This is a genomic window from Chryseobacterium subflavum, assembly GCF_055762745.1.
This window is the reverse complement of sequence record NZ_JBVTMR010000005.1, coordinates 22343-35277: the sequence shown is the minus strand read 5'-3', so window position 1 is coordinate 35277 and position 12935 is coordinate 22343. Positions and strand designations below refer to the sequence as shown.

The following is a 12935-nucleotide window of genomic DNA, read 5'->3' as shown; positions in this document are numbered from 1 at the left end:
CTTAATTTTCATCTGAGAAAACACTGTACTTGATGTGGTGTTTATTTTTCTCTCCTGGCCTGATCAGGTATTTTACGGAATAATAAAAGGCTAATATTGTTATCAGGATCACTATACCTACAATAAACCAGTCCCAGTCGCTTTCCGGACCCGTGCCATGGGTCCACTCACGTGTCACTTCAGGTTGTTGAAGTTTACATGCATCACATGCTGCCACATATACTGATAGAAGAGTCAGTATAATACTGAATATCTGTTTCGGAAGATCTTTCATATTACTTTATTTTTTCCATGATTACTTTAATTTCGTCCAGAGTTACCTTCTTTGCATTATTTCCCCAGCTTGTTCTTTCGTGGTTCATAATGGCTGTTACATCTTCCGGGGTAAAGTTTGCGTTAGTACCTACAGGTGGCATTGTTGCAAATTCCGGCCTCGGATCGTAACCTTTCATAATAATGGTGACATATAATTCGAGATCACCCCCTGTCACTACAGGACTTCCTTTCAAGGGAGGAAATGCTCCTGGAACACCTTCTCCACTTGCCTGATGGCAGGAAGCACAATTGGCAGTGAAGAGCTCCGCCCCGTCTGGCAGATTTTCACCATTCTGAGCTCCGCCTTCTTCTTTTTTCTTTTGCTTGTATAAAAAGGCCGGAACAATGGTCTTATCTGTATAGTCAGTTTGCTTTAAAGACTTTAAATATGCAACCAGTTGAAGAGCTTTGACGGTTGCAACAATTTTCTTTCTTTTATTTTTAAGAAATTTTTCAGGAACCTTTACTTCCACATCTCCCGGTTGCAGGTAATCTCTTTCGATAAAAAGAAATTCATACGAAGGCATAATGGATGCCTCAATGGCAGCTCTGGGTTGGTATAAGTGAATCAGGTGCCATTCCGCACTTGGCTGTCTTTCTCCTACATTGGTAAGATCCGGACCCGCTCTTTGTGTTCCCATAAGATTAGCAGTGTTCCGCCAAAAGTCAGTTCTGCGGTTGACTGCAAAATCTGCCGGAATGCTTGGTCTCTTACCAAAAACATTATCCATCTCAACACTTCTTACCTGTTGGGTGTGGCAGGCAACACATCCATTTTCTATGTACACCATTTTTCCTGCCCGTTGTTCATTGGTAAGGACTTTTGCTTGCCTGGGCAGGGGTCTGTTGATTTTTTGATTATCAAGAGCCGGAATAATAGCTATATAAAGTGTCAGAAAAATAAACAGACAAAGTGCAGAACCGAAAAGTATCCTGTGATCATTCAAAAATATCATCATTCATTTTTTAGGTGTTAAACTCATTGTTTGTAAGCTGTTTTTTGACAGCCAGTATTTCCGCAGGAGTCCTTGGAATTTTAATGTCATTTTTTACCCTTACCATTCTGTAAAAATTGTAGGCAAAATCAGATGTGCAACCCACATCATAGTTCCTCCAATAGCCCTCCATAACCAGAATGGAAACATATTGATCACTCCGTCAATAAAGGGCTTCTTTTTCATCCACATCATTCCGGTTTGAGTTCCGCCTATCATTAATGCGATCACATACATGAGCAATCCGATTAAGGCCAGCCAGAAATGTATGCCGACGAGGACTTTTGGAGGCTCTTTTCCGGTGAGCCTTGGAAGTAAGGTGTAAGAAAACCCCCATAACATAAACGTGATAATTCCATACATGGTAAGATGGGAATGGGAGACCGTAAAGTCTGTAAAATGCCAAAGCAGATTGGTATATCTGAACGCTTCAACAGTTCCCTGAAACGACCCTGTAAAATAAAATATGATCGCCATAAAATAGAAAGGAAGCGTATAACTATTTTTTAACTGATACCATGCACCATTAAATGTGAGTAAGAAATTAGTTGTTCCCGCAGCTACCGGGATTAGCATACCTACACTGGCAACAATAGCCGTAGTCTGTAGCCGCCATGGAATAGCGCTGAAAATAAAATGGTGGGTACCAATTAAAGTATAGAATAAAAGGTGGGTCCAGAAAGCCAGGGCACCCAAGCTGTAAGAATAAATAGGTTTATTAAGCTGTTGAGGAAGAAAATAGTACATCAGCCCCAGATTGATCAGCATAAACCACATTCCAATTGCCTGATGCATATAATATCCTTGTGTAATTGTTTCCCCTACGCCGTCCTGCCATATGGGAATGTATCCGACGAGAATAACAATGACAATAAACATGAATCCTGAAATGATATACCAATTCGAAATATAAATTTCCGTAACGGTTCTTTTTACAACAGGCTTGAATAAATTATGTGCAGAAATTGCAACACCTGCTCCAAATGTGATCATAATAGGCCAAATATATTCTCTGTATTCACCACCACCATTATTCACCCCGGCAAATAAAGAGATAGTTCCTGCAAGTACTGCTGTATTAACCAATATCAGGGACAAATAACCTTGTTTTATATTGTAATTCTCTATATTGCTTACTCTTGTAACTACATAGTATGAAAGCCCTATCATGGCCAGGGAGGCCCATCCCCAAAATACGGCATTGGTATGCGCAGGACGTAACCTCCCAAAACTAAGCCAGCCGATATGCTCTACATCAGGTGCCACATACTTGATCCCTGCATATAATCCGAAAGTAGTCCCGGCCACAAGCCAAAAGATCGCTGTACCCAAGAAATAAATAATCAATTTGCTGAGCTCCGGTGAAATATACTGTTGAAAAGAAGATGTCCTTCTTTTAGTAGGAAAGACACGTAATTCATCTACAGAATTAACATTTTGTATGACACCTTTTTCGTCCCTGGGAGGCAAAGTACCCGAAAGTAGATTCTCCTCAGGCAGAAAATTGATGGCTTTTTCTCTTTCTTCATAAATATGGAGCTCTTCAGCAGACATATTTTGTATTTTTTTTTGAGTTTCGAGCAATTCTTTCCTCCTTAAAATACGTCCGTAAATAGCCAAAAATTTGAAGATAAGTACTACTAAACCTGCAATAATAATCATTAACATTAATAATAATGTAATTTGTATACCGGTCTGATTGAATAATGAAGATTCTGCCATAATGAAATATTATTACGGGTTGTTAATTGAAAAAATAATTTCTTTATCTAACAAAAAGATATTATGAAAGAATCTGTTACTTTTTTCAAGTACAAATGAAACGTCTTTTTGATTAGATAAAATACTCGTTTAAAAAACTATTTGCTGTTTTTAATTGAATCTACATCGTAGGCTGTACTGTCCATAGGAAGTGTCTGGTCTCCTGAATCCGGGGTGACTTGAGCAGTACCGGAAACCATACTATCGCCGGTATTGATTTTGTCGGTTTGTGTGTCTTGAGGTTGTTGTCTGTCTTTTGTACAACTGACGACGAGGCTACCCGCCAAAACGGTTACTAAAAAAAATGATTTCATAATATTAAATTTTGTGGTGTGTGATTCAAAGGTATAGAGTTCTTAATTTACATCTTTATGATTCATGTCATAATAAATTTATTTTCAATGTGTAGTTTATTGTTTTGGTTAATTTTTTTAATTGTTTTGTGATTTTGATCATATATTTTTCTTTTTTCAATGGCTAGGTTTGCTATTATCAAATCCCATTATTATGAAATACTTGATACAGTTTTTATTCCTGTTGTCGGTTTTGTCGGCATGTACAAAATCTGAAACACAGTATATTGATCAGTCCAATAAAAAAGAGACTGTGAACGACAAAAAATCAGATACGATCCAAACACTAAACGAAATCTCAGACACTACGAAACTTACAAAAGATAGTGCTGTCGTGAGATAGGGAATTAATCACTATTTATTATGAATCCAAAAGGTAGACTTATAATCATGAGAGGTGCTGACATGGGTATTTTCCATGATGCTAAAAATGAAGTTACATCACCAGATTTTCCGTCTGAAATTTTCAGCTTCTTGCCAGAGGAAAAGGATAGTCGTCTCGAAATCCTTACAACTTCCAATTCTGGTGGATGCGCTAACGAAAGACTAATTAAAATGCTACAAGCAGAGGGGTATAGCAACTTTGGGATAATAAATGTTCAGCATACCGAAGATTTTCACAATTATTATACAAAGATAAGTGAAGCTAAAGTTGTTTTCTTGGCCGGTGGAGAGCCGGAAATATGGAAAATGATGAAGAGATCAGCAATAATGGAGCTTTTACTTAAGAGGTACCATGATGAGGAGGATTTTACCATTGTGGGAATAGATGCCGGGGCCATGTGCATCTCAAGGGTTATATTAAGTGAAGGAGGAACTGGTACCGGTCTTGGATTTATACATAACTGTATCATAGATACAAAGTTTCAACATGGTGAAAGATGTAAAGGTCTTGTAAAAGCAATCATAGCTAATAAGGAATGCTTAGGCATTGGTTTAAACAGAGGAATGGCCTTAATTATTGATAAAGGCTACAAAGTTTCATGTTTAGGTAAAGGTACTGTAATGGTTGTCAATGCCAGAAATATAAAAAATAGAAGATTAAAAGCAGGAGCATCTGTTTATGCCAAAAATTTACAAGGACATATCCTTACAGGAGGAGCCACACTTAATTTATTTAGTGGAAATCGGATAAAGGATGATTTACTTCATTATAATTTAAATTTTATCAATAGAAATAATATTCAATAACTACTAATTAAATACGGTTTAAAATGACACCCAAAGGAAAATTACTAATTATAGGCGGTAAAGAAGATAAGGATGGAAATGATCCTGAAATGAAGGGAAAAAATAATGATTTTTCTCCTTATGAGATTCTTAAATTGCTTGTAAAATCTAAAGATGACCGGATAGAAGTGATCACAGCAGCCACCTCTGAACCGGATGATGCAAAGAAAACGTACATGAAAACCTTTCAAGAAATCGGATTCACAAATTTTGATTTTCTTCATATAGCCGATGATCATTGCCATACAGATTATTACTTAAAAAGATTGGAGGCTGCCAAAGCTGTATTTTTTACCGGAGGAGATCAAAACCGTATCTGTGAATATTTAACACAATCCGTTCTCACAGATATGCTAAAGAAAAAATACTTTGAAGAGGAGGATTTTATGATTGCAGGAACGAGTGCAGGAGCAATGTGTATCCCTAAAATAGTCATTCTCGAAGCCATCAACGGGGAAGCTATTCTGGAACATGATATTGAATTAGGTGCCGGGTTGGGGTTTATAGAAAATTGTATTGTCGATACACATTTTGTACATCGGGCACGTTTCGGGAGGCTTGCACATGCCATAATCTTACATCAAAATTGCTGGGGGATCGGTCTGGGGGAAGACACGGCTCTGCTTATAGAAAGAGGGGCTAATGCAAGCTGTTTCGGATCGGGATCAGTGTGGATAATGGATGCGAAAGATATTGGACAAACAAATACGGATAACGTCAAAAAAGGAAATCCTGTTTATGTGGAAAATCTTAAAATTCATATTTTAACAAATAACTGCACATTTAATTTTAATACCAATGTATTTCAGGGTGAAAATTCCGGAAAACAATAGGCAGGGAAACAATTGTGCTTCTTCATATCATTAAGTACGCACAATTCTCAAAAGCTAGTCATTGTATCATAATGTAATAATCCTGTATTTTTTGTGAAATGAGTTATAACCCGGACTGCATTTTTTACGAAACAACCATTCCGACTAGCTTTTCAATGTATTATGACCATTTATCGTTATGCTCATCCCTTTTTAGTTCTCTTTCCACCTCGTTCACTTCAGTTAGTGGAAGGTCGTAAGTTTCATCAATATATTTAAGAATATTTTGATGGATCTCATGATTTAACTTTCGGATAAAAAGCTGGTTAGTAGTTTTTAATAAACCGATAAGATGATTTTGGGATTGATCCCTGTTAAAAAAAGATTTTTCAATAGATGCCCTTTTATCATCATTTACAATAATATCTTTAAAAACCGTATTCATGAGCACGGTCTGAAAAAATGATTCTGCAGGTAAGAGCGTATGTAAATAATAATCCTCAAAATCCATTACCCGTTTGTTATTGGTTAAAAAGGAACATGTTTCTCGGGTGAACATAAACCATTTTCCGCCGATATAAGGAGTAACACCGTCCATGAATGCCCTTTTATAAATCATTGAGGAGATTTTGTGGGTGAGTTCAGTGAAGTGGTTCTGTATCCTCTGAAGCGTAGCAGGTCTGTAAAACTTCTGATCATAATAAAAAAGATAGTTCCTGCCATTATTTACTGTGAGAAACTGACGGATAATATTTTGTGATTTAAGCGGATAATCTTCTCCGCTTAGGTTGACAAAATAATCCCATTCTGCGTTCACATTAAGTAAGTATTCCATGGCATTAAGTTCTGCCTGAATCATACTGAATCCGCCAGCTACGATATTTATGCTTTCCAGAATATAAACGTTGGGAAAATGTACCAGATACTGCTGGATTTCCTCGGTAAACTCTTCTTTGGCTTTCCGGTCTATATGAACCAGGTAAAACTGATCTCGGGTGTAGATTTTTTCGAACATTGCCTTAAATATTTCCGGCTTGTGGTGTACCATGATAAAATAAGCAATTCGGATCTGGGAAGACGGGTTACTATCTGATTTGTGGGATAAGGGATGCGGTTGTACTGCGGTGGTTTGCATATGCTGGAATTATAAAATTATCCGCTCTATGCAAACAATTAGATTTATGGGTGTAAGGTACGAATATATTTTTGATAATCAGTTAATTAATATGTACCGGATGCCTCCCTCAATAAATCTTAGCAGCCAGGAACCATGAAATTTTGACAGTATTTCAGAAAAAATATCACAGCATATCGACTGGTATTTTTTTTGTTGACTTTCCACATAGCCGGCCGGCTACCTTTACACTGCCGTTTAAACGGATTTTACTTGTTTGAATCTAAAGATTGAAATATTTAAACCCTAATAGTTATAGAGATATGCTTTGGACAGTATGTGTTTTGTGTATGACAATTTTAGGTCTTATGTTTTTGCTGAAAAAACTTAAGCAGCCCTATCTTATCGCTTATATTATTGCCGGGGTATTGTTGGGACCCTATGTTTTCAGAATTGTAGATAAACCAGATGAAATAGAAGTTATTGGCGAGATCGGGATATTGTTGCTGATGTTCTTCATCGGAATGGAAATCAATATTCCGAATAAAAGAAGTCTTATTATTAAGCCTGTGATGGCGCAGAGTATTAAAGTGTTGCTGAGCTTTGTATTTGCCTATCTCCTAGGAAGGATACTTCACCTGGACTATAAAAGTATTCTCCTGATTGCCATCCTTTTCATGTTCAACAGTACAGCAGTTGTTGTCGATTTTATGAAGAGGCATGGAACGTTAAATACCGCCTTTGGAATAATTATACTCAATATCCTGTTATTGCAGGACCTTCTTCTTGCTCCGGTACTGACCCTGCTAAAGTTCTGGAGTGGTGAAGAATTCAACATCTTTAACTTTGTGCTTCCTTTAGCTTTATGCATCGGTATTTTTTTAATATTCAGGAAGGTCAGAAATTGGAGGGAGATCAGAATTTCAAGTACTTTTCTTGAAAATGACCATGATCTGCAGGTTTTCTTTGGCCTTTTTATCTGTCTTGGCTTTGGCCTTATTGCGGAAACCATTGGTCTGAGCGCCGCATTGGGAAGTTTTATAGCAGGAGTTCTGGTTGGAAAAATACAGGCATTCCACTGGCTTGAAAATTCTTTATTGCCATTCAAGGTCTTCTTTATTTCACTTTTTTTCGTATCCATTGGTCTAAGACTGGATATTAATTATCTTTTATCCAATTATATGCTGATTGGTATCGGTACTTTGGTCGTTTTAATAAGCAATAGTATTATGTCATCTGTTTTCTTTCGGATTCTGAACTTCAGCTGGAAAGACAGTTTTTATGGTGGAGCATTGCTTTCTCAGACCGGGGAATTTGGGATCCTGGCACTTTCTATTGCCTATAAATCCGATATGGTAGGATATGATCTGTATAAAGCCGGATTAGGTATTACCTGTTTGTCTCTATTATTATCCACCTTTTGGATCAGTTGCGGTGCATTCGTTAAGATTCGTAAATCTGTACGCACTTAAAATAAGAAATGAGAGATATGGGATTGAAATCAGGACTCATTTTGTGTCACAAAAATGAAATTTTGACAGAAATTCTGAAAAAATATCACCATTTATCCGGTGGTATTTTTTTTGCTGGTTTTTAAGTACAGCTGGCCAGCTGATTTGTTATTAAATAATTGTTAAACTTATTTAAAAAGAGATTACTATGAATAATCTAATGAAAAGAAACGGAAACAGCAATTTAGGCATTTCAAACATCTTTGATGATTTTTTTAGTCGTGAACTTTTTAACTGGGGTAATAACAATTACTCATCTACCAGTACAACCGTACCATCGGTAAATATAAAGGAAAACGGGGATGCGTATGAGGTTCAGGTTGCTGCACCCGGAATGGATAAGAATGATTTTGAGATCAGCCTTGATGGTAACCTGCTGACCATTTCATCCATGAAACAGGACAGTAGTGAAACAAAAGAAGAGAACTTCACCCGAAGAGAGTTCAGTTATCAGTCCTTCCAGCGTAGTTTTGAACTTCCGAAGAATGTTGTTGACCAGGATAACATTAACGCGAAATATGAAAACGGATTGCTTATGCTTACTATTCCTAAGAAGGAAGATGCAAAGCAGAAGCCACCAAGAAGGATTGAAATATCATAAAAATATTTAAAAAAATGGCTACCACTGGTAGCCATTTTTTATTAAAAGAGAATGAATAGCAGTATTTATAAACCAAAAAGCTGAAGTGAAATCTCCAGCTTTAATTAATTGTATCGGTTATTATATTAACCGGTTACTTTCAATGATTGAATATATCCGTCAGACAATTGAAAATGATACTTCAAAACAATAGGGCTGCCAGGAAAGTCTCCTAAAACTTCTGCCGATAAAATATTTTCATTTTCATTATAGTCTAAAGGCTTCATAGTAGCATTGTAATCTTTGTTGGCTTTATCAATCCATTTTTCAATTTCGGTTTTTCCGTTATGAGTTTTGCCTTCATCAAATACTTCTGCATTTTCATTAAAACAATTGGCATAAGCAATACTGTCAAAATTGTTTTGGGCTTCGATTAAATCTGTGATAACTTTTGGTAGGTTCATTTTTTATTTTTTTAAGATGATTAAACTGTTGGCACTGTGCCACCATCGATTACAAATTCAGTTCCGGTTAAATAGCTGGCTCTTGGTGAAACTAGGAAACCTACTAATTCAGCAACTTCTCCCGGTTCTGCGGGTCTGCCGTAAGGTATTCCACCCAATGCATCCATAACACTTTGCATGGCTTCTTCTTCTGTACTATTTGCATTTCTTGCAATCTCACCCAGCCACGCTGTGGATGCCGTTGTATTGATCCATCCCGGTGAAACAGTCAGCACGCGGACACCTTTGGGGGTTACTTCATTTGACAAACTTTTACTGTAATTGATCAATGCTGCCTTTGCAGCTGCATACGGCAAAGTAGAATCATACAATGGCAGTTTACCCTGGATTGAAGCAATATGAATAATAACACCGCTTTTGCGCTCTATCATTTGTGGTAAAAACCCTCTGTCCAGTCTCACCGGAGCAAGCAGATTGGCTCGAAGAGTTGATTCCCAATCTTCATCGTTTAGTGCAATGAAACCTCCCGCAGGTGTTGATGAAGAACCAAGGTTGTTCACAAGAATGTCGAGTCTGCCATAAGTAGACAGCACTTCGCTGATGACATTTTGTGTTCCTTGAGCTGTACTTAAATCGGCCGAAATAAAATGCAGGTTTTCATTTTCTTTTTCAGGCTTGTTTCTCGCTGTAATAATAACCTTTGCACCGGCTTGTAGCAATCTCTCTGCTATGGCTTGTCCGGCCCCTTTTGTTCCTCCTGTTACCAAGGCAATTTTACCTTGAAGTTCATTGTTGTAATTAAATTGATTTTCCATTGTCTAATTCTTTGATACAAATTTCCGAAGTATCACTATTTTAGGCAATAACGGAAAATCGAATTGCATAGGGATAATTTATTCCCCTATTGTACAATTTGGTACATTGGGCTACATTTGTATATGCATGAAAGAAAAATACCTTTGAATTTGAACTGTGGCCTTGACCTTATTGGTGAAGTCCTTTATGGCAAGTGGAAAATCCGCCTGCTATGGTTTATCTATCAGGGACATCTGCGTCCAAGTGAATTACAGCGTAAAATTCCGGATGCATCAAGGCGTGTATTAAATATTCAATTAAAGGAACTTGAAGAGCATGAACTTGTCACTAAAAAAATCTATGCTCAGGTCCCTCCCAAAGTTGAATATTCACTCACAGATTTTGGTAAGACACTAATTCCTGTAATTTCTGTATTAGGCGGTTGGGGCGACGAGAATGAAGATAGACTGAGAAGAGTGATTCTGTCAAGAATGGGAGAGCATGATAAACATTCATAGCTTGCTTGATTTAATTATTAACGCTCAAAACAACGTTAACTATTTAATTGGTGATTCTTATTAAATTTTTCTCAAATCTATTTCTGTTTACGGATACGGCTTAAAGTTTCTTTTGTAATTCCCAAATACGATGCAATAAGATGTTGTGGAAATCTTTGTAAAAATGCAGGATGAGTTTTAAAAAGATTATGATAACGTTCTGCTGCGGAAAGGCTTATTGCATTATTGATGCGATTTTGCATCGCTATGCCGTGGTTCATATCCAATCGTTTTGTCAATTCATTTAAAGCCGGAATTTTTGTCATTTCGTTAATGTCTTCTTTTGAAATCATCAACATCTCAGTATCCTCATAGGCTTCAATAGTATAAATGGACGGTTTTGAGCCTAATAGACTTTCTCGATCAGCTACCCACCAGTTTTCCAGATAAAGGTTGATGACATTTTCCTTTCCAGAGTCGTCCACAGAATATTGTTTCATTGCTCCCTTAATGATGAAACCACAGTATTTGCAAATTTCTCCCTGCTTTAGAAAAAACTGTTTTTTTTCAATTTTTTTGTAAACAAATAACTCTCGTATAAATTTTTTGTCATCAGAACTTAATGTGGATGAGCTGTGAGCTTCGATATAACTGAAAAGAATTAAAAAACTGTCCTGATTGATATTCATAGTTAGGTCCTGAACTGATTTCTTGATTTACGAATTTAATGAAAATTATCTGGTCATTAAAAGTTATTATCAAATCCGTTATCAAAATAAATCATTGAATCATTTTGATGCAAAATATTTATTATCAAATATCAACAACTTCCAGACTTGGATGCCTGTAAATTTGCGATATAAATAACCTTTAAAATATAATTACAATGGCTACAAAATGGAACCTAGACCCGACACACAGTGAAATAACTTTCAAGGTAAGACATATGATGATTTCAAATGTCAAAGGAAATTTCACCAATTTTGATGTGCAGCTTGAAGCAGAAGACGATACTTTTACCAATGTAAAAACAGTAGCAACTATTCAGACAGATTCTATATCTACATACAATACCGACAGAGACAATCACCTGAAATCGGCAGACTTTTTTAATGTTGAAGTACATCCTGTAATCACTTTTGAAGCTTCTGCATTAAGCAATGAAGTAAAGGGTGATCTTACCATTAACCACATTACAAAACCAATTACTCTTGATGTGGATTTCAACGGAATTAAAGCAGATCCATACGGAAATACAAGAGCAGGATTTTCTTTTGAAGGCAAAATCAATAGAAAAGATTTCGGACTTACCTGGCATGCTGCGCTTGAGGGCGGAGGAGTAATGGTAAGCGATCAGGTGAAACTTGCGGGCGATTTACAGTTTGTAAAACAGCAATAAGAAAACATCAAATAGCAAACAATAGACAAGCCTTTGGAACCTCAAAGGCTTTTGTTTATTTATGATCGGAATTTTAATGGAATTTATTTCCATTGAACTTTCTTTATACAAAACTAAATAATGCAATCATAAAACTACGAAATATCGTAGTTTTTTTTATTATGATATTTTAAATAATATTCTGTAAATCAGGTGTTTTGTTGTTTTGGGTTATTTTTTGGCATTATGCTCATAAGTTTAATTCAAAAAATAATACAACAATGAGCACATTAACATTAAAAGACGGAACAGAAATTTTTTACAAAGATCAGGGACAAGGACCTGTCTTGATGTTTCACCACGGGTGGCCATTATCATCTGATGACTGGGATGCACAGGTAATTTTCTTTTTACAGAAAGGCTACAGAGTGGTTACCCACGACAGAAGAGGCCACGGACGCTCCAGCCAGAATATCTACAATCATACTATTGAACAATACGCTTCTGATGCTGCAGAACTGGTTGAATTTTTAGATCTGAAAGATGTTGTACACATCGGGCATTCAACAGGAGGTGGAGAAGTGATCCGTTATGTTAACAAATATGCAAACGGAAGAGCTAAGAAAGCGGTTCTGATCAGTGCCATTCCGCCGGTAATGGTTAAGAGTGAAAATAATCCTGACGGTGTTCCGATGTCAGTTTTTGATGATATCAGAGAACAGACGATGAACAACAGAAACCAGTTTTATTATGATCTTACTTTCCCTTTCTATGGCTATAACAGAGAAGGAGCGAGTGTAAAGGACGGAGTTCAGAGAAACTGGTGGAGACAAGGATTGATGGGAGGAATTGTTGCTCATTATGACGGGATCAAAGCTTTTTCAGAAACAGATTTAACCGAAGATTTAAAAGCTGTGGATATTCCTGTTTTGGTGATGCATGGTGAGGATGACCAAATCGTCCCTATTGCCAATGCGGCATTAAAATCAATTAAATTACTAAAGAACGGAAAACTGATCACATATCCGGGGTTCCCTCACGGAATGCCCACTACAGAGCATCAAACCATTAATAAAGACCTTTTGGAATTTATTGCTGAATAATTATCATTCCATTCAAATCCAAAATAT

General features: G+C 36.7%; 16 protein-coding genes. 8 read left to right on the top strand and 8 right to left on the bottom strand.

The window, feature by feature from the left end; all coding sequences use genetic code 11:
• Position 1 precedes the first annotated feature (1 nt).
• The 4 genes from AC0INN_RS19360 to AC0INN_RS19345 form a co-directional block, all read right to left on the bottom strand.
• Positions 2–274, bottom strand: a complete 273-nt coding sequence (locus AC0INN_RS19360; protein WP_306614636.1) for a hypothetical protein — start codon at positions 272–274, stop codon at positions 2–4.
• Between the two features lies 1 nt (position 275).
• On the bottom strand, positions 276–1274 hold the full coding sequence (locus AC0INN_RS19355) for a cbb3-type cytochrome c oxidase subunit II (RefSeq protein WP_306614634.1): 999 nt from the start codon (positions 1272–1274) through the stop codon (positions 276–278).
• Positions 1275–1370: 96 nt separating this feature from the next.
• Complete coding sequence (locus tag AC0INN_RS19350) at positions 1371–3032, bottom strand: cbb3-type cytochrome c oxidase subunit I (protein ID WP_306614632.1); 1662 nt, start codon at positions 3030–3032, stop codon at positions 1371–1373.
• 137 nt (positions 3033–3169) lie between these two features.
• Positions 3170–3385, bottom strand: coding sequence for a hypothetical protein (locus AC0INN_RS19345; RefSeq protein ID WP_306614630.1), 216 nt, complete (start codon positions 3383–3385; stop codon positions 3170–3172).
• 193 nt (positions 3386–3578) lie between these two features.
• Here AC0INN_RS19345 and AC0INN_RS19340 point away from each other — a divergent pair, with 193 nt between their 5' ends.
• From AC0INN_RS19340 to AC0INN_RS19330, 3 genes are read left to right on the top strand one after another with little or no spacing between them, the layout of a single operon-like run.
• The gene (locus AC0INN_RS19340) at positions 3579–3767 is read left to right on the top strand and encodes a hypothetical protein (protein ID WP_273648479.1); all 189 of its coding nucleotides are present in this window, start codon (positions 3579–3581) and stop codon (positions 3765–3767) included.
• A 20-nt stretch (positions 3768–3787) separates the two neighbouring features.
• Positions 3788–4615 (top strand): Type 1 glutamine amidotransferase-like domain-containing protein, encoded by an 828-nt coding sequence (locus AC0INN_RS19335; RefSeq protein ID WP_306614628.1) that lies wholly within the window; start codon positions 3788–3790, stop codon positions 4613–4615.
• Between the two features lie 23 nt (positions 4616–4638).
• Complete coding sequence (locus AC0INN_RS19330; protein ID WP_306614626.1) at positions 4639–5487, top strand: cyanophycinase; 849 nt, start codon at positions 4639–4641, stop codon at positions 5485–5487.
• Positions 5488–5647: 160 nt separating this feature from the next.
• Here the strand turns inward: AC0INN_RS19330 and AC0INN_RS19325 are convergent, their stop codons facing one another.
• Positions 5648–6601, bottom strand: coding sequence for a beta-1,6-N-acetylglucosaminyltransferase (locus AC0INN_RS19325; protein WP_172279155.1), 954 nt, complete (start codon positions 6599–6601; stop codon positions 5648–5650).
• 302 nt (positions 6602–6903) lie between these two features.
• On the opposite strand from AC0INN_RS19325, the gene AC0INN_RS19320 reads away from it, so the two are divergent.
• Together AC0INN_RS19320 and AC0INN_RS19315 are read left to right on the top strand one after the other, a co-directional pair.
• Entirely contained in the window at positions 6904–8052 is a 1149-nt protein-coding gene (locus tag AC0INN_RS19320) for a cation:proton antiporter (RefSeq protein WP_306614625.1), read from the top strand.
• A 187-nt stretch (positions 8053–8239) separates the two neighbouring features.
• Positions 8240–8692, top strand: coding sequence for an Hsp20/alpha crystallin family protein (locus AC0INN_RS19315; RefSeq protein ID WP_306614624.1), 453 nt, complete (start codon positions 8240–8242; stop codon positions 8690–8692).
• A 125-nt stretch (positions 8693–8817) separates the two neighbouring features.
• Here AC0INN_RS19315 and AC0INN_RS19310 read toward each other — a convergent pair whose 3' ends face one another.
• Both AC0INN_RS19310 and AC0INN_RS19305 read right to left on the bottom strand, forming a co-directional pair.
• A complete protein-coding gene (locus AC0INN_RS19310; protein WP_172279149.1) occupies positions 8818–9135 on the bottom strand; it encodes a nuclear transport factor 2 family protein in 318 nt (105 codons plus the stop codon).
• Between the two features lie 20 nt (positions 9136–9155).
• Positions 9156–9950, bottom strand: coding sequence for an SDR family oxidoreductase (locus tag AC0INN_RS19305; protein ID WP_172279147.1), 795 nt, complete (start codon positions 9948–9950; stop codon positions 9156–9158).
• 144 nt (positions 9951–10094) lie between these two features.
• Here AC0INN_RS19305 and AC0INN_RS19300 point away from each other — a divergent pair, with 144 nt between their 5' ends.
• Positions 10095–10448 (top strand): winged helix-turn-helix transcriptional regulator, encoded by a 354-nt coding sequence (locus tag AC0INN_RS19300; protein ID WP_228456963.1) that lies wholly within the window; start codon positions 10095–10097, stop codon positions 10446–10448.
• A gap of 77 nt (positions 10449–10525) precedes the next feature.
• On the opposite strand, the gene AC0INN_RS19295 is transcribed toward AC0INN_RS19300, so the two are convergent.
• On the bottom strand, positions 10526–11116 hold the full coding sequence (locus tag AC0INN_RS19295; protein WP_306614621.1) for a Crp/Fnr family transcriptional regulator: 591 nt from the start codon (positions 11114–11116) through the stop codon (positions 10526–10528).
• A gap of 197 nt (positions 11117–11313) precedes the next feature.
• On the opposite strand from AC0INN_RS19295, the gene AC0INN_RS19290 reads away from it, so the two are divergent.
• Together AC0INN_RS19290 and AC0INN_RS19285 are read left to right on the top strand one after the other, a co-directional pair.
• On the top strand, positions 11314–11826 hold the full coding sequence (locus AC0INN_RS19290; protein ID WP_273648472.1) for a YceI family protein: 513 nt from the start codon (positions 11314–11316) through the stop codon (positions 11824–11826).
• Between the two features lie 260 nt (positions 11827–12086).
• Entirely contained in the window at positions 12087–12908 is an 822-nt protein-coding gene (locus tag AC0INN_RS19285; RefSeq protein WP_172279139.1) for an alpha/beta fold hydrolase, read from the top strand.
• Positions 12909–12935: the final 27 nt, after the last annotated feature.

Bases quoted from the DNA above. Each gene is read 5' to 3' on its own strand.
- AC0INN_RS19285 (WP_172279139.1), top strand. From the start codon at position 12,087: ATGAGCACATTAACATTAAAAGACGGAACAGAAATTTTTTACAAAGAT.
- AC0INN_RS19315 (WP_306614624.1), top strand. From the start codon at position 8,240: ATGAATAATCTAATGAAAAGAAACGGAAACAGCAATTTAGGCATTTCA.
- AC0INN_RS19360 (WP_306614636.1), bottom strand. From the start codon at position 274: ATGAAAGATCTTCCGAAACAGATATTCAGTATTATACTGACTCTTCTA.
- AC0INN_RS19335 (WP_306614628.1), top strand. From the start codon at position 3,788: ATGAATCCAAAAGGTAGACTTATAATCATGAGAGGTGCTGACATGGGT.
- AC0INN_RS19340 (WP_273648479.1), top strand. From the start codon at position 3,579: ATGAAATACTTGATACAGTTTTTATTCCTGTTGTCGGTTTTGTCGGCA.
- AC0INN_RS19355 (WP_306614634.1), bottom strand. From the start codon at position 1,274: ATGATGATATTTTTGAATGATCACAGGATACTTTTCGGTTCTGCACTT.
- AC0INN_RS19345 (WP_306614630.1), bottom strand. From the start codon at position 3,385: ATGAAATCATTTTTTTTAGTAACCGTTTTGGCGGGTAGCCTCGTCGTC.
- AC0INN_RS19305 (WP_172279147.1), bottom strand. From the start codon at position 9,950: ATGGAAAATCAATTTAATTACAACAATGAACTTCAAGGTAAAATTGCC.
- AC0INN_RS19290 (WP_273648472.1), top strand. From the start codon at position 11,314: ATGGCTACAAAATGGAACCTAGACCCGACACACAGTGAAATAACTTTC.
- AC0INN_RS19295 (WP_306614621.1), bottom strand. From the start codon at position 11,116: ATGAATATCAATCAGGACAGTTTTTTAATTCTTTTCAGTTATATCGAA.
- AC0INN_RS19350 (WP_306614632.1), bottom strand. From the start codon at position 3,032: ATGGCAGAATCTTCATTATTCAATCAGACCGGTATACAAATTACATTA.
- AC0INN_RS19330 (WP_306614626.1), top strand. From the start codon at position 4,639: ATGACACCCAAAGGAAAATTACTAATTATAGGCGGTAAAGAAGATAAG.
- AC0INN_RS19320 (WP_306614625.1), top strand. From the start codon at position 6,904: ATGCTTTGGACAGTATGTGTTTTGTGTATGACAATTTTAGGTCTTATG.
- AC0INN_RS19325 (WP_172279155.1), bottom strand. From the start codon at position 6,601: ATGCAAACCACCGCAGTACAACCGCATCCCTTATCCCACAAATCAGAT.
- AC0INN_RS19310 (WP_172279149.1), bottom strand. From the start codon at position 9,135: ATGAACCTACCAAAAGTTATCACAGATTTAATCGAAGCCCAAAACAAT.